The 16,457-nt window shown below is 41.3% G+C and carries 11 protein-coding genes; 3 read left to right on the top strand and 8 right to left on the bottom strand.

The window, feature by feature from the left end; all coding sequences use genetic code 11:
• Both AAEU31_RS15130 and AAEU31_RS15135 read right to left on the bottom strand, forming a co-directional pair.
• On the bottom strand, positions 1-3,138 hold the full coding sequence (locus AAEU31_RS15130; RefSeq protein ID WP_135923010.1) for an efflux RND transporter permease subunit: 3,138 nt from the start codon (positions 3,136-3,138) through the stop codon (positions 1-3).
• Between the two features lie 9 nt (positions 3,139-3,147).
• The gene (locus tag AAEU31_RS15135) at positions 3,148-4,320 is read right to left on the bottom strand and encodes an efflux RND transporter periplasmic adaptor subunit (protein ID WP_135923011.1); all 1,173 of its coding nucleotides are present in this window, start codon (positions 4,318-4,320) and stop codon (positions 3,148-3,150) included.
• A gap of 263 nt (positions 4,321-4,583) precedes the next feature.
• On the opposite strand from AAEU31_RS15135, the gene AAEU31_RS15140 reads away from it, so the two are divergent.
• Positions 4,584-7,094, top strand: a complete 2,511-nt coding sequence (locus AAEU31_RS15140) for a zinc-dependent metalloprotease (RefSeq protein ID WP_421967633.1) — start codon at positions 4,584-4,586, stop codon at positions 7,092-7,094.
• A 53-nt stretch (positions 7,095-7,147) separates the two neighbouring features.
• On the opposite strand, the gene AAEU31_RS15145 is transcribed toward AAEU31_RS15140, so the two are convergent.
• Positions 7,148-7,762 carry a PQ-loop domain-containing transporter gene (locus AAEU31_RS15145; protein ID WP_138558883.1) on the bottom strand — a complete coding sequence of 205 codons (615 nt, stop codon included), beginning with the start codon at positions 7,760-7,762 and terminating at the stop codon, positions 7,148-7,150.
• 272 nt (positions 7,763-8,034) lie between these two features.
• On the opposite strand from AAEU31_RS15145, the gene AAEU31_RS15150 reads away from it, so the two are divergent.
• Positions 8,035-9,174: a tetratricopeptide repeat protein gene (locus AAEU31_RS15150; protein WP_421967634.1), complete on the top strand. Its 1,140-nt coding sequence runs from the start codon at positions 8,035-8,037 to the stop codon at positions 9,172-9,174.
• A 1-nt stretch (position 9,175) separates the two neighbouring features.
• On the opposite strand, the gene AAEU31_RS15155 is transcribed toward AAEU31_RS15150, so the two are convergent.
• The 5 genes from AAEU31_RS15155 to AAEU31_RS15175 all read right to left on the bottom strand — a co-directional run bounded on the left by AAEU31_RS15155 (position 9,176) and on the right by AAEU31_RS15175 (position 15,637).
• Complete coding sequence (locus AAEU31_RS15155) at positions 9,176-11,998, bottom strand: TolB family protein (protein WP_421967635.1); 2,823 nt, start codon at positions 11,996-11,998, stop codon at positions 9,176-9,178.
• Positions 11,999-12,083: 85 nt separating this feature from the next.
• Entirely contained in the window at positions 12,084-12,326 is a 243-nt protein-coding gene (locus tag AAEU31_RS15160) for a hypothetical protein (protein WP_135923016.1), read from the bottom strand.
• Between the two features lie 78 nt (positions 12,327-12,404).
• Entirely contained in the window at positions 12,405-13,937 is a 1,533-nt protein-coding gene (locus AAEU31_RS15165) for a PH domain-containing protein (protein WP_421967636.1), read from the bottom strand.
• Complete coding sequence (locus AAEU31_RS15170; RefSeq protein ID WP_135923018.1) at positions 13,930-14,463, bottom strand: PH domain-containing protein; 534 nt, start codon at positions 14,461-14,463, stop codon at positions 13,930-13,932. The genes AAEU31_RS15165 and AAEU31_RS15170 overlap by 8 nt, the downstream gene beginning before the upstream one ends.
• A gap of 322 nt (positions 14,464-14,785) precedes the next feature.
• Positions 14,786-15,637, bottom strand: coding sequence for a D-hexose-6-phosphate mutarotase (locus AAEU31_RS15175; RefSeq protein ID WP_135923019.1), 852 nt, complete (start codon positions 15,635-15,637; stop codon positions 14,786-14,788).
• A gap of 327 nt (positions 15,638-15,964) precedes the next feature.
• Between AAEU31_RS15175 and AAEU31_RS15180 the strand changes: the two genes are divergently transcribed.
• The gene (locus AAEU31_RS15180; protein WP_135923020.1) at positions 15,965-16,447 is read left to right on the top strand and encodes a MarR family winged helix-turn-helix transcriptional regulator; all 483 of its coding nucleotides are present in this window, start codon (positions 15,965-15,967) and stop codon (positions 16,445-16,447) included.
• Positions 16,448-16,457 lie beyond the last annotated feature (10 nt).

The following is a 16,457-nucleotide window of genomic DNA, read 5'->3' on the forward strand; positions in this document are numbered from 1 at the left end:
CTAATTATGAGCTGGCTTAGTTCTGGTAACCACTCTATAACCTGCACGGAAGATATTAAGAACACCATTGCCCACATCACTCATTACAATGTACAAACATGGAACAAGTACTAATGTAATTAAGGTTGCGAACATTACCGCAAAACCAAGTGCTACTGCCATTGGAATTACGAACTTAGCTTGTAAGCTGGTTTCAAACATAATTGGTAATACACCGGCAAAGGTCGTAATTGAAGTCAGTGTGATTGCTCTAAAACGTGCACACCCTGCTTCTATAACTGCTTCACGTGTAGAAAGCCCTTCGCGACGCGCTTGGTTTACAAAGTCAGTCATGACCAGTGAGTCATTGATCACCACCCCAGCAGCAGCAATTAAGCCAAAGCCCGACATTAAACTAATGTCTAGACCAAACCATAAGTGACCCCAAATTGCACCGGTTAAGCTAAATGGAATAACCGACATTACAATGAGTGGTTGCGAATAGCTCTTAAGCGGTACTGCAAGCAAGATATACACTAAAATCATACCACCAATGAAGAACATAATTTGCTCATTAGCTTGTGCTTGCTGCTCTTCAATTGAGCCACCTAGCTCAGTTTTAACTGATGGATACTCTTCTTTAAGTTGCGGTAAAAGAGTCTCTTTAACTTGCTTAACGACTTCGCCTGGCTCAATCGCTTCTTCATCGATACTGCCATAAATATACACAGTTCGATAACCTCCTTCGCGGCGAATATAGCTAATACCTGGTTTTTCAGTCAGCTCTACAACATCACCTAATAGTACTTCTTTACCTTCAGGTGTTGTAATTACTGCATGTTTAAGAGATGCAAATGCTTCACGTGTCAGTTTAGGGTAACGCACCATTACGCGCACTTCTTCGCCACGGCGAATAACACGTTGCGCTTCACCACCGTAGAAGCTTGCGCCAACTTGGTTTGCGATATTGGCAAGATCTAACCCTAAATCATATGCCACAGGTTTTAAGCTTAATTGCACTTCTTTGCTCGCCGGGTCGATGGTTGAGCTAATATCAAATAAGCCTTTTTGCTGTTGCAGTAATTGAATAAAGCGACGACCTGCCTCGTTCAATGTATCGATGTCAGGCCCATACAGTAAGTAGCCAAACTCACCATCCATGCCGCCACCATTCACATCATCGTAAATTTGTAATGATTTGACACCAGCAATACTTGGCATTTGCTCACGCCAGCGACGAGATAATTCAAATGCGTTGTATGGGCGAAGATCTTCATCAACAAGTGGCGCTAAAAGCTGCGCTTCAGTACGCCCTTGGTTAAAAACTAAAATGTCACGAATAAGTTTTTGACCAAATTCACGCTCGGTTTCTTTATCAACATTAACCACCATCGCTTCAATTTCTCGAATTGCGTTAATGGTTTGAATATCCGACGCGTTTTCATTCATTTCTAAACGAATTTGCGGGAAATCATGCGGTACTTTTGGGGTTGGAACAACACGCACTTGATTTGATGAAATCAAACCAAACGTCATAATTAATAAGCCCACAAAAGAAAATAAAACAAGCCAGCGCCATTCAACACAACGTACGATAAATGCTTTATAAGGACCATTTACAAACTTAAAAAAGCGCTTATTAAAACGAGCACGCCAGCTGTTTGGATTAATAGGCGGAAATTTAGTGTGGGCGATATGAGCAGGTAATATAAGCTTCGACTCAATCAAGCTGAATATTAGACACAGAATAACCACCACCGCGATACCAAAGAAAAATGCACTTTCTGGCCCGCTTGATAATGTAAACGGTGCAAACACAGCAATCGTAGTCAGTACACCAAATGTAGCTGGGGTAGCAACACGTTTTGCACCATTCACTACATTGACAACACCACCGCCTTTTTTCTCAATTTCGGTGTAGGCGCTTTCCCCTATGACTATGGCATCGTCGACCACGATCCCCAGCACCATAATGAATGCAAATAACGACACGATATTAATACTGATACCAAATAATGGCATCATCATCATTGCGCCCAAGAAACACACAGGTAAACCAATCATTACCCAAAGCGCTAACTTAAAGCGTAAGAAGATAGACAACATAATGGCAACCAAGATAGCCCCTTGAATTAGGTTGGTTTTCATCATGTCTAAACGTGCGTTAAGGTAATAGGTCATATCCATAAGAGGTTCAAGACGCAAGCCCGCAGGCAGCTCTTTGTTTTTCTTATCAATATACGCTTTCACTGAATCTGCAACCGGGATCATGTTTTGTTCTTTGGTTGCTTTTACAGACAAATAAACCGCATTTTCGCCGTTAAATTTAAAGTAGCGTTCACCTTCAATAAATTGATCTTTAATTACAGCGATATCTTGCAACAATACCTTCGCACCATTAGCCCCCACCTTGACTGGAATTTGGCGGAACTCTTCACCACTGTAATATTGGTTTTCAACACGAACAGAGATAATACCTGCATCAGTGCGTAATTGGCCGGCAGAGATGTTGGCAGAATAACGACGAACAGCACCAGCTACATCACTTAACGTTAAGTTGTATTGGCGCAGTGAGTCTGGGTCAATTTCAATCGCTATTTCATCTAACGGCACATCGTTTTGCACCAGCGATACGTTTGATAATTGCAGCAACTCATCTTCAATTTGATTTGCTACAGGCTTTAACTCTGTCAGCGGAATATCACCAACGAGCGTCATACCGATCACGTCTTGACGAAATTCAACCTGACTAATGGTGACAGGCTCCATTCCCGCAGGGAACGTGGCAATACTGTCGACGCGTAACTTCACTTTGTCGAGCACATCAGTGAGCTCAGCATCTGTGTTTATCTCAAGGCTGGCACGGCCACTATTTCGAAACGAGCGGTAAACACCGCGCTTAATTTCGGTAACATCTTTTAGTGACTCTTCAATCTTGATCAGAATACTTTCTTCAATTTCTTGTGGTGAGGCCCCCGGATAATTGGCCTGTACTTCAATATAGTTAATTTCAACATTCGGGAACATCTGGCGCTGAATAGTGAAATAACTAATGATCCCCATGATGATGATAAACACCATCATTAAGTTAGCAGCGACCGAGTTATTAGCAAAATAGGCTATCAGGCCTGACTGCTTTTCTGTGTTTGTATCAGTCATAGTGTTACCTTAAAGCTTTTCAACCGCTGCAGTTTCTGCATCGCTTGTCATTTCTTTCATACCGGCAATCTTTACTTCCATACCCGCTTGAGGGTACTCAGGTAAAGTAAGAACAAGCTGGTCATTCACTTCAAGGCCATCACTAATGTAGAAGTACTCACCTTCTTCACGCACTACAGTTACTTTTCGTGGTTCAAGTTTATTCTCATCATTTACAATCCACACTGTTTGGTTATTTACCAAAGACTGCGGTAAACGATAGATATTTTGTAACATGGCACCCGCAAAGTTAACTTGTACATAAGCACCAAATTTAATTGGTTGTACGTCATGCTTTAAACCGTATGGGTCTTCAACACGAACCACTAAGTTGCTCATACGTGTCGCGTTATCTACAACGCCTAGATCGCGGTCAATCTCTGCTTCACGAGTAAAGCTGTTTAAGCCTTTATTGATAATGGTCGCTTTAACGCCTTTTAAGCGCTTAGGTAAAAACACGCTGTCAAAGCCAGCAATTGGTACGATGATTTCTGCACTTTCAATGTTATTTAGCTCAGCAACCTGGCTACCTACATTTATGTATTGACCGACACCAATTTCACGGCTGATCACTAACGCATCGTAAGGTGCTCTCACTTCACAACGCGCAAGGTCACGCTCAGCACGTTTAAGTGCTGCTTGCGCTGATTTAACAGCTGCTTGCGCGCTTAAAACTTGAGGTTTACGTAAGAATAAGTCCGTGCGCTCGCGCTCTGGATAGCGTCTTGCCTCATCCAATGCAACTTTAGCTTGTGCTTGCTCTTCAATCAGAGCTGCTTGAGCACTTGCTAATGATGCTTCAGCTTGAAGTACAGCGGCTTCGTAGTTGTCTTTCTCGATAGTGAATAACACTTCACCACGAGCGACAATTCCACCGGGTACAAAGTTTGGATGCCAACTGGTCACTTCGCCTGCGACTTGCGATGCCAATAATGTACTTTCAAGTGGCTTCACTTCACCGTAGCTATTAATAACCACTTGATGATCATCGCTGGCAACAGGTTCAACTTGGACAAGAGGTCGAACATCTACCACTTCCTTGTCTTTTGGTTCTTGGGCAATAGCATTGATACCCATAAAGCCAATAATACCGACCGCTAAAGCAACGATTGGCAATATCCATTTTAGTAATCTCGTGCTCATAACTTACACCTTTAATATTTTAACTGCCCATATCATACCAAAGCTGACAGAAACATTAATGTGACATTTGTAAGTAACTGTTACAAAACAGGCAAAATTGGCAACAAATTTAAAAAACGCCAATTAAGAACAATTTGTTACAAACAAAAGTAAAATAATATCAAAGAATTACAAAACAGCCCTTACACTTGTTAACAAATAACCTTTTATCATGGGTTTATTTCATTAAACTGATTTGAGAAATAATTAAAGGAACAATTAGAATGAAAATAACAAATATTGCTTTGGCATTAAGCCTAGCGCTTGCCATGAATGGCCATGCTATTGCAGCTAAAAAAGAAGAAAAAAAGCCAGAAACACTTGCCGAAATGATCAAAGATAAAAGTGAATATGCTGGTATCTTTACTCTCTACCAAGATGACAAGACCGGTAATAACCTAATGGTTATAGACCAATCTCAGCTTGATACACCCTTTGTATACTTTGCCCACACAGTTGACGGTGTTACAGATGCGGGTCATTTCAGAGGGGCATACCGTGAAACAAAATTAATTGAATTTCGTAAATATTTTGACCGTATTGATATTGTAAGTAAAACTCCTCGCTACAAATTTGACGAAAACTCAGCGCTTGCTCGCGCTGCCGATGCCAACATAAGCGAAGCTGTACTTGCTAGTATTAAAATTGAAAAAGAAGAAAACGGCAAAATAGCATTTAACGTTGATAAGCTTTTTTTAAGTGAAGCACTGCATAAGGTATCACCTTGGGTAAATCCAAAAGATAAAGATGCTAGCAAACGCTTTAAACTTGGAAAATTAGACGACAAAAAATCACGCATCACCACGCAACGCCCTTACCCAAATAATCTCGATGTTGTTGTTGATTACGTGTTTACTAATGCCGAGCCAAAAGTACGTGGCTCAAGTGCAGTAAGCGATCCACGTAATGTATCAATTAAAGTACAACACTCATTTGTCGCACTGCCAAGCAACAACTATCAACCACGTTTAGATGATGCACGAATTGGTTATTTCACCAATCAATTCGATAATATGACATCTGCAGACTGGGCACCGTATGAAGATGTCATCAAGCGCTGGGACCTACAGAAGAAAGACCCATCAGCCGCACTTTCTGAACCAGTTAAACCAATTACTTGGTGGATTGAAAATACCACGCCAGTTGAGTGGCGAGATACTATTCGTGATGCAGTGTTAGCTTGGAACAGCTCATTTGAAAAAGCAGGCTTTAAAAATGCTATCGAAGTAAAAATACAACCTGATGACGCTGATTGGGATGCTGGCGATATTAACTACAATGTATTGCGCTGGACTGCATCACCACGCCCTCCATTTGGCGGTTATGGCCCAGCCCTTGCTAACCCATTAACCGGTGAGATCTTAGGCTCTGACATCATGTTAGAGTATGTTTTCATGAAAAACCGCTGGATGTACGACACCTTATACACCCAAGGTGCAGCTACGCTTGAAACGAGCAAAAATAACCCTGAATTACATTGCTCACTAGGTCACAGCATTCAAGAAAACATGATACTTGCTAAAGGCTTAGGCGCAGGTGCAAGCATTGAAGACAAAGAAATTTTACGCCAAGGCTTAACTCAACTGGTGTTACACGAAGTAGGCCATACCCTTGGCCTTAACCACAATATGAAATCGTCAATTTTGTGGGATGAAAAAGAAGTTCACGATAAAAGTAAAACCCAAGGTATCGTAACTGGCTCGGTGATGGATTATGCACCAGCAAACATTGCCCCTATTGGCATGCAGCAAGGTGATATATTCCAAACAAAACCCGGCCCTTATGACGATTGGGCGATTGAATATGGCTATAGCCCAGCTTTAGCTGATAAAGATGCCGAACAACAGCGCCTTGAAAAAATTCTCGCTCGTTCATCTGAGCACGCTTTAGCTTTTGGTAATGATGCTGATGACATGCGTGCTCCAGGGCGTCATATCGACCCTCGTGTGATGATTGGCGATATGTCATCTAACCCTGCCGCTTATGCTGATGATCGTATGGAGCTTATCAATAAGCTGTTTACTGAGCTTAAAGACAAAGCCACTGTTGATGGTGAGTCATACCAACAACTTGTTACCTCAGCCAACATTTTATTTAGAAGCTACCGAACACAAGCTGGCGTAGTATCTCGTCAAATTGGTGGTGTTTATGTAGAGCGAAATGTGGTGGGCGATGACAAAAATGGCGCACCATTTACGCCAGTGCCACTTGAGCGTCAGCAACATGCAATGCAAATTTTAGCTGACAAAGTGTTCTCACCAAATGTGCTTGCTAGCATGCAGCCAATTTATAACTACCTGCTACAGCAACGTCGTGGTTTTAACCATTATGGTAAAAACGAAGACCCTAAACCACATGGCATGATTTTAGGCATGCAAAAGCTGGTACTTGCTCAGTTATTACACCCGGCTGTCATGCTGCGTATTTCAGATAGCGCTATGTATGGCAACGAGTATTCACTTAACCAATTTATGAATGACTTAACAGCAAGCATTTTTGTAGACAGCAAAAAAGCAAATACCTTAAGTCACAATCTACAAGTTGAATATGTGAATCAGCTAATCGCGGTTGCTGGTTTAGGTAAAGCGAGTAAGCACGACAACCTAGCCAAAGCAGCTGCGCTTTATCAGTTAAATCAAATTGCTGATATGAGCGTGCCATGGGGTGCAGACACCGCAGCTAAAGCGCATAAGCAATATATCGATCGCTTAATTAGTAAAGCCCTCGAAGCATAAGCAAAGCACCACAAAAAAGGCTGCCAATTGGCAGCCTTTTGTTTTTACATAATTTAAGCCATTGCAGGGCGTGATTTATAATACTGAATACACCCTAGTTGTGCAGCATTAGTCAGTAATATCATTACAAAAGTCAGTATGTGAGACACGCTCGGTGTCGCCATAGCAAGCTCGGCAGCGAGGCCACAGCTTCCAGCAACAAATTGCAGGCTAAAGTAGCGCGCACTTAAATTACTAATATCACCACTTTTAATGGTTTTATAAGTCTGCGGCATAACACGAATAGAGCTCATGACTAACCCCACATAGGTTAACCAATTGAGTACTGTTTCAGTTTCAAGAGATGGGCTAAGTAATAAAGAAAAAGGGATCATCGACAGCAATAGCAATCCAACCAATTGTAACCGCTGCGCACGAGCTGCGTTATAGCGAGCAAAGTAGTAAAGGATCAGTGCGCTTAGCGTACCAGTAACAATAAATGGTAGTGCCATATAAAAGCGCTGAAAGAACAGATTATAAGTAATGAAATACACGCTTTGCGCAACACCAAAGCTCATCATTAATAACGAAACGCCCGACACACTGCGATTTTTACGGATTTTATTTAAAAGCGGATAAAAGCTAAACGCCAAAATAAAGCATGAAATAACCGGCAAAAAATGCGCCAAAATAGACCTCTCTCGTTACAATTTAGTTAATAAGTTAGCAATTTATAAATCAGCCATAAAAACAAAGTAAACCATTGTTTTTTATGCATTTTAAAAGAGCGCGGCATTGTAATGAGAGAACGCTAGAATGCAATAAAGAATAAAAAACAAACAACCGCTTGCTGGCAAGATATCCATACAGGGTGTTTACAATCAATGACACTTTTTAAGCAGCTTGAATAGTTATGGCAATATGGGTACATTGAACAAAGAGTGCTCAGCAGGAGAAAGCAATGAAATTAGTTATATATGCATTAGTGTTAAGTGCTTTTTTGGTTGGCTGTAAAAGCACTAAACAACAACTTGCTGCGCCGCCCAGTGTCGCCAGCTTGATGGCCGCAGAGAAATTTCAACAAGTAGAATTACCTGATCCCGCGTTATTTACTTTACCTGCTGATGAACAAAAACGTTTCCTTGATTATTTCACGCAGCGCCAAGGTGACTACTTAAGAGATGATGAAATTCTTTATCACTATCTAGAAAATAAACTCACTAACTTTAACTATTATAGTGCCACCCTTAGTGCGCAAGAGGCATTACGTAGGCAGCAAGGTAACTGTATTAGCCTCGCCATTTTAACCCAAGCTTATGCTCAGCTTGCTGGGCTTAAAACAGGCTTTCAGGCGGTGTCGAGTGAACCGGTTTACAGTAAACAAAGCAACATAGTGTATGTATCGGGCCATTTTCGAACAAAAGTTTACGCACCACTAAATGAGGACGAGCATTACTTAGTAAAACCAGGCACTGTCATCGATTACTTTCCAGCGCGTGGTAGCTTTTACTCAGGCCGTGCCGATTTAAAAGACTTAATTAGCCGTTATTATAGTAACTTAGCAAGCGAGGCCTTGGCTAAAAAGCAATTCAATTTAAGTTACAGCTATATTTTAAAAGCTAACGAATACACACCACATGCCCCCTCACTTTATAATTTAGCCGCAGTTTTACATCGCCAATCGGGTGATTTAGCGGGCGCAAAGCGAATTTACCAAACAGCTATCCACTATGACCTTGATGATACTAATTTACTGCACAACTACGCAGTACTTGCCAAGCAACTTAATGATCCTGAACTAGTTGAGCAAATCAACTCACAACTGGCTTTGCTTGAGCAAGATCCGTTTGAATTGCTAGCAACCGCGATTAACGCTCGCAACAATGGTAAATATTACAAAGCAAAGCAACAGATTGAAAATGCTATTGCGTTAGCCCCGTACTTATCTGAACCCTATATTGAATTAGCAATTATTAGTTATCAGCAAGGCAATGAACAACGCAGTAAAGAGTGGCTAGAAAAAGCCATAGAGATAGAAAATAAAGACGAAAAACTGGCGCTTTATCACGCCAAGCTTTTCGCTTTATCTGAAAAACACTAAGTTATAACGAGTAATAAAAACTTAGCCATGCTCGTAAATCATTTTCAAAGTCGTCGCCTTCTACTCGGGCGACGCCAAAGTCAATATTTACATCATTCAAGCCCGCAGGCCCCATACCAAAACTAAAATCTCCCTGCCATTTAAGCCCGTAACTTTGCGCATAGACTCGGTTATCAACCTGATGCTGTTGGTAGTAAAGCCAAGGCAGTGAATCTTTGTAACTTATGCCCCCGCCATAACCTTTATAGCGCTCACCTAGCTGGCTAATAAACGGCAGTTCTGGAGCAACAATAAAGCCACTTTGCGTTTCTTGATTAATTAAATTTGACTCATAGCCACCTAAAGCAAGTGCGCTGTCATCGCGATATTGCTGAGCGAAATTAACATAAACGGGAATATCAAAGGCATAACCGCTCAATACGGTGGCAAAGTTATAGCCCTGCCAATTGTTTGAGTCAGCATCACCGGATAACCACTGGGCACTCACAGACTGAGCAAAACCATAACGCTGCCTATCATGTTGCCATTTTTGCTTAAGACCAACTGTTAACCATTGATCATCTCCTTCACTAAAATCACTGTAGTTATAGCTTAGGCTCGGTGTGATACTAAGTTGTTGAAACTGCATTGGGTAACTCATGGCAAAATGTGCCCCAGTGTTACTTAAGTCCAGCGACATTTGAGAATGGTATTGCCTTGCTGTTTCAAGGTCGTAATCAAATAACAACGCTTTAAATTTTAAATCAAATTTCGAGTACTTAACCGCCGCGAACACCCCTTCCAATGCTTTATCATGTAAATCAGCACTATAGCCTGCTTGTAAATCAAGCTGCTTTAAAAAGTCACTACTTTTAACCCCAAGGGTAAGAAGTGAAGATGAAGCTGAATAATATTGAGATGCCAGCGAAAAAGTCGGCTTTTGCTGCCATACATCATAATTGGCTGGCTCAGTTGGGCTTTGCGGGTAAATCTTCGCCTCAGGTAATACTTCGCTCGTTACATCTCCTCGCGGCGGAGCTGCGCTTTTAGCAAACTCAACAACCTCTAATCCGTGTGGTTGCTCAGCAAAATGCTTAATGTTCGGGCCTTCAGCAGTGATCGATAAATACAAAAGTTCACCATTGTTCATTGCCATTGGGTGTGCGACAGCTTCTTGTCCTTGTGTTAATTGGCTTAGTGAATTACTTTGAAGATCATAATGATACAAATCGAGAGCTTTATTTTTACCCGCTACAAAATAAAGTCCTTTGCCATCAGCTTGCCAGTTGGGCTGTGACACATACTGATAGCCTTCAGGCATAGGCACGGCATGTGACTGCTGACCATCCAACTCTTGTATATACAACTGCCAATTAGCATTCAATGTCGCTTTTAAATAAGCAAGCTGAGTTTTATTAGGGCTTAATAATGGATAGTCATAAACCGTTTCTAGGCTTTTCTCAAATAAAGGTGTTGCGACACCCGTATTGAGATCAAACCGCACCAGCTCCGAAAAGCCATGCTTAGCTTGCTCAGCGTAAACCGTTTGTCCGTTATCACTAATTGTAAAACGGCGCAGCCCTGCATGATGCGTCAATGCACTGACCTCTCCGGTCTCAATATCATAACGGTATAAGTCAGAAATACCCTGAATAGCGCCTTTAGCAACGGTTGTTGTGGCGGTGAAGAACAGGGTATTTTCGTCTAACCACTGTGGGTTTTTTATGCCCTGTCTATTAATTTGATGAAGCACATGTTTTTGTTTACGTTTAAAAACACGCGGTGCTTTATCAGCAATATCAGCAGGGTCATCATCGAGTAGCGCTTGCTGTTCTTTCGCAAAGTCATCTGCTGCCTGTTGATTATCATCAGTGCTGTAAATAACTAAACGCGTTTCGTCATCTTTGTTTCGCTCAACAATAGCAAGTTTACTGTTATCTAAACTTAAAACAGGGTTCGAGGCGTATAAATCAAGTTCTAACCAAAGCTTACTTGTAAGTGCTTGCTCACTTACTTCTTTAGCCATAGCTTTGTAAGTATATTCGGCAATAAAACGACGATAGAGTCGCTCTGGTGAGTCGTCAAATACGCCGCTAAAGGCCTCATCAAAATCACGCGATTTAACCGCTTGCATGCGCGTCCAAACTGCATCAAGAGTTTGCGCTGAATAGCTCTCTTCAAGCCATGCAAGAAAGCGAGACCCCATTAAATACGCCATAGAACCAGCTAAAAAGCCCCCTTCGGTGCTGCTTAGCTGACCATACCGTGGCAGCGCACCTTGTTGTGCAAATTCAACCAGTATCGCCTCTGAAAGGTTATCGTATAAACGCCCGCGACCAGTCATTTTCGACTCAAGTAAGGTTGCATACCCTTCGGCGGCCCAGCGCGGCATTTCACCATCAACTAAATCGTAAATATCCCAACTATTGCGAATAGCTTGGCGTAAATCGCTTCGTGTAGGCTGAGCAAGGTGCACTAAATGAATATATTCGTGCAAAATCAATAGTTGCTGCCAACCATCAGTATTAGAAATCACGGTGTCAGATTGCGGTGGTGTAGTAAACAAGGCCATTAAAGGCTTGTTTGTCACCGGTAGAGCAAAGCCATTCGAGGCGTTGAATGGGTCGAAAACCAACACATCGACGACTTCATCAAGGGCACGGTTTTGCTGTTTTAATACCTTATCGCGGACAATTTCAAGTTCGGTTGCCGCGGAGCGGGCCCATTGCTGGTTCTGCGTACTAAAATGCACGTTAAAGTGTTCGGTATGAATAGTTTGCCAAGTCTCTTGACTTGAAGCGTGGCCAGCGGCAAGTAGCGCCACCGTTAATAGGGCTTTTTTCATCACAATCCTTGATTAGCAAGTTGCTTAGTTCAAGGATTAGTATGCGTACATTTTTTAAGTGATTGTAGTAAAAAAATGTAAGAAATTAATCTATTTTAATTGGCCTAACTAAACCGAGCAGTTGATAGATTATAAAAATAGTCGCAGCAAACATTAAACTACTTCTTAGCGCACCTAAGCCAGCCAGCATCATGGTCATTGTTAACAACAAAGCGATGCCTGTCACAGCAAAGCTAACACACAACCCGGTGCACTCTTTTTTAGAATGAACAAAGTACAATAAAGCGACAACACCAAAGATAGCTAGAGTAGGTAAAAAATAAATCATTATGAGCCCAGTTACTTAACACTGCGCTATCATACCTAAAATCAACACAAAAATAAAGTTATTGAGAATTATTTTCATTTAAAACCAATTCCGCTCAACGCCTTCTATTTCATATAGGGCGAAATCAGCAAACTGCTCAGCCAGCTCTGCTTTTAAGTAAGGCATTGATACAGAACCAGAAGCTAGTTGTATATACAAGCTTTTAAGCTGTGATCGGCGCATTAAGTAAGTGCTTGTTGTTGTAACACTTTGCGTTTTGTAAATTTCAAAAACACGATATTGAATACCTAACATGCCTGTTTTAAATACAGCAAAGAAACGGCCATCATGTTCATACATCGCCATACCTGTTTTTTGATAACTTAAAAACACACCAATCATCAACAACAGAGCCACTAAAATGCTCCAAAGCATCATAGTAGCATTAAATAAAGCATTGAAAATTAAAGCAGAAACTATAGTTGGCAGTAGCACGTATAAAAGTGTGTTCTTATAAAGTAAAGCCCGCTCTGGCTTTATAAAGTGAAGCTCTGTTAAATCAACAAACCAAGGAAATAACCAACGACACACAGTTTGCACTTGTTCTTTAGTTAAGACTGGCATCACAAAAGTTTGTTTATTTTTATGTGCCGCGACCCCAGCGGCTATACCGCCACTACTTACTTGTGGGCAAATTAAGGTATAGCGATTAAGGAGCCTAGCAATAATATTCTGTTTGATTTGCACACTTTGAATTTTCAAAACACTAATCGATAGTTGCTGACGCTCAAATAAACCTGCCACACGCTTAAACTTATCGTCCTGAAAATAAAGCTTAAAATTAAAAAATCGCACTAAAGCCATCACTACAGACAGTAAAATGGCAAACAAAACAATTGCAATAACCATGATTAACACTGCTATTGCGGCGGCGCTGCCAACGAAGGCAGCTTGCTCATTAAGCATGGCCTCAAGGCGGTTTATGATATTTTTTTCGAGGTACTCAAGAATCACATTCATAAATGGAGCCAGTGCGGCTAAGGCCAAAATCGCCATGTTCGACATCAAACCAAATTTAGCAATTTCAGCATTGCTAATCGTTAAGGTGTGCGACTTGTCAACGGCTTCGCTTTGCTCAATAGGCGGCTGATTTTGTTGTTCTAACTGAGCCTTAAACGCCATCACTTGTTCGCGTACATGCTCGGCATAGCTAAGCTTTACTCCCGGGATCACAGCTTCTTGAGCGCTACTTCCGGCAGCATCAAATATACAATTAACTAAATTAACCGGCTGAAAATAAAAAGGTTCAGCAATATTTACGTTTTGTACTCGAGCAAACTTTAAGGTTAATCGCTCTTTCTTGAATACCCCTTTATTGAGCAGTATTTCGTTACCATCCGTTATGCGATATTTAAAATTACGATAATAAGCAAAGGCATATAACATTAAAAATATTGAAGCGACTGAAGCGGCTACCTGCCCCCAAAACAGCTTTTGCTCTACTTGAGTGACAAATAGCACCAAAATTGGCAATAAGTTCAAAAGGCCATCTTTTATAAAGCGCAGTGCAAAATGAACAATAAAGTACAGTATTGCCCATGGCGAGACACGTTGCCATTGCTGATCATTCATCGGCAAACTCATTATCTTGAGCTGATGTGATATCACCATAACCCTGCACAAACTGACGGACATCATTGCATTGTTCGTCAGTTAACCCGCTGATATGTAAATCAGCACTCATGCCACCCGCACTGTAAAGCCTGAGTGTTGCTAAGCCTAATTTTCGCTCAATTGGGCCGCGATGAATTTCGGTATGCTGCACGCGAGAAATAGGCAATAGGGTAACTTGTTGCCAAATTAAACCTCGTTTAAATGCAATATCATGTTCGCGTACAGCCACGCCTTTGGCGCGCACACTAAAATAGTTATAGCTCAGGGAGATTACGACAAGGACAGGTAAAATAGCTAACCAAGGTGCTGCAACTGCCTCGGTCAAACCTTGATTTAAGTGCCTAACCACAATAATTGTGAGCATCAATGGGATGTAAAATAATAGCCAATTTATTTGTACTTGCCAGATAGCATTTTCTGCAAGTGGCTGAAATTGAATCGTTTGATGCTTTGGAAGGGTTTCTATTTGTTGATTACTAAACACGGTAATTCCTTGTAAAGGCCAGCTGTGCCGGCCTTACGTGCTAACACTGAGTTTATATACCCAAACCACCTCAAGATGCAGAATTCAGCGTTTCACAGGTGCTTAATATCAAGGCGTTACTTTGCAAGAATGGCAGTCCCTTTTAAGAAGTAACAACGATGAGAGTAAGTGCCTGTGAAGCGCCCAAAGGGTTGGTTTAAAAGCGATTTATACTGCGTTATTGATTTTAATAATAGAACCACTATTACTTGCAATCAATGCCTTGCCTAAATCGCTTTTAATTCCAACTGAAACTCGCATCTTGAGGTGGTTTGGGTATAAGTTACACCCAGCGTAGTTTTGTTGCAAGTGTATGGCTTGCACCGGGTGCAAGCTCTACTGCATCGTCAAGTACATTAGCGGCTTCTAGACACAACATCACGTGATATTCGTCATCAGCAAAATTTGATAACCGTTTTGATTTCTCGATCCATGGGTTCCAAAGTACACACGATGTTGAATTTTCGCGGCCTACTTCAATAATGCCATCTGGCGTGATGATACGTTGCGTATCTTTCGCTTCGGTGTAAACCATGTCAGTTTCACGTGCAAACGATACGAGTTCATTTTGCTCAAATGGTCCTTCTGCAAATTCGATGTATTTCGCACCTTGCAGACCATCTACTTTTGTTTCTTCGATTGCAGGCGTTGGGAAATATGTGTGCAGTGCTTGAGTAAACTGAACGGTTTGGTTATCTAAGTTAGTGGTTGTTAAACGCAGCTCTAAACTAGAGGTTAAAATAAACTCGGCTAATAGCTTAGTTTTATAAGGCCAATACTTTTCATCAATTTGCGTCATAGGCAATGACAAGCTGATATAAATAGAATCGTCTTGTTCTTTTACTTCTTCAGCACGCCATAAACTTGTACGAGCAACACCATGCGCAGGCCAGCCTTCATGTTGGCTTACACCAAACCATGGCCAACAAATCGGAATACCACCTCGCACACCTTTACCTTCTTGGTAATCTTCTAATTCAGAGACCCATAATAGTGGCTTTTTATCGGTTGGCGTGAACTCAGTAATTTGTGCACCTTGTAAAAAAATCGTCGCTGTACAAAACTCGCTTGCAACCTTAATAAACTCAAGTCCGCTTTCACTTTGCTCAATCGTAACTGATGGCGATAACTTCATAACTCGTCCCATTTGATGAAAGAAAAACCAACCTTACCCAATGCAACCGTCATTAGTAAATAATATTTAGTTATTTACATAAATTGTTTTACTACAAAAAGGTAAGTCACTTTATAAGTGCATGTTAAGTCCTAAGAACATTTACTAAAGTTAATTGACTAAATTTAAATTTTTATTCTTACTCTAAACAAATAATCCACCTCAAAACCAGCGATATTAAACAGTATTTATAGCTTAGATAGCCATTATTTATTTGAACTCAATTTATTAGACATGTAATATTTCGCGATTGCGGCTGTGAGCGTCGCCAATTTAAGAGACAGAAACATGCAAAAGTATGACGAGCTATTAGTGTCGTTACGTAAGGTGATTAGAGCTATCGACCTACACTCTAAACAACTCAATAAAACATCAGGGTTGACAGGCCCACAACTACTCATTATGAACGAAGTTGCACAAACCGATGGCATTACGGCAAGTCGAATTGCCCAGAATGTGAACTTAAGCCCTGCAACCGTGACAAATATTTTAGACCGCATTGAGAGCCGAGAGCTCATCACCCGCGTGCGCAGTCAACTTGATAAACGTCGTGTCAGTTTGTATTTAACCGAGCGCGGAAAACAGCTGCTTAATCAGGCTCCGCAGCCCTTACAAGAACACTTCATAGAGAAATTCACCGCTCTTGAAGAATGGGAGCAAAGCTTACTACTTTCATCTATGCAACGAGTCGCTGCTATGATGGATGCTGATCAGCTCGATGCTTCACCACTTCTCGAAGTTGGCGCAATCACAAAGACGTTTGAACCATAAAGAAAATTTA

It is taken from the genome of Pseudoalteromonas thalassia (assembly GCF_049257215.1).
GTDB lineage: Bacteria > Pseudomonadota > Gammaproteobacteria > Enterobacterales > Alteromonadaceae > Pseudoalteromonas > Pseudoalteromonas lipolytica_C.

What these genes read in the sequence shown, in the direction of transcription:
- AAEU31_RS15130 (WP_135923010.1), bottom strand. Translation starts at nt 3,138, where the DNA reads ATGACTGATACAAACACAGAAAAGCAGTCAGGCCTGATAGCCTATTTT.
- AAEU31_RS15135 (WP_135923011.1), bottom strand. Translation starts at nt 4,320, where the DNA reads ATGAGCACGAGATTACTAAAATGGATATTGCCAATCGTTGCTTTAGCG.
- AAEU31_RS15140 (WP_421967633.1), top strand. Translation starts at nt 4,584, where the DNA reads ATGAAAATAACAAATATTGCTTTGGCATTAAGCCTAGCGCTTGCCATG.
- AAEU31_RS15150 (WP_421967634.1), top strand. Translation starts at nt 8,035, where the DNA reads ATGAAATTAGTTATATATGCATTAGTGTTAAGTGCTTTTTTGGTTGGC.
- AAEU31_RS15155 (WP_421967635.1), bottom strand. Translation starts at nt 11,998, where the DNA reads ATGAAAAAAGCCCTATTAACGGTGGCGCTACTTGCCGCTGGCCACGCT.
- AAEU31_RS15160 (WP_135923016.1), bottom strand. Translation starts at nt 12,326, where the DNA reads ATGATTTATTTTTTACCTACTCTAGCTATCTTTGGTGTTGTCGCTTTA.
- AAEU31_RS15165 (WP_421967636.1), bottom strand. Translation starts at nt 13,937, where the DNA reads ATGAATGATCAGCAATGGCAACGTGTCTCGCCATGGGCAATACTGTAC.
- AAEU31_RS15175 (WP_135923019.1), bottom strand. Translation starts at nt 15,637, where the DNA reads ATGAAGTTATCGCCATCAGTTACGATTGAGCAAAGTGAAAGCGGACTT.
- AAEU31_RS15180 (WP_135923020.1), top strand. Translation starts at nt 15,965, where the DNA reads ATGCAAAAGTATGACGAGCTATTAGTGTCGTTACGTAAGGTGATTAGA.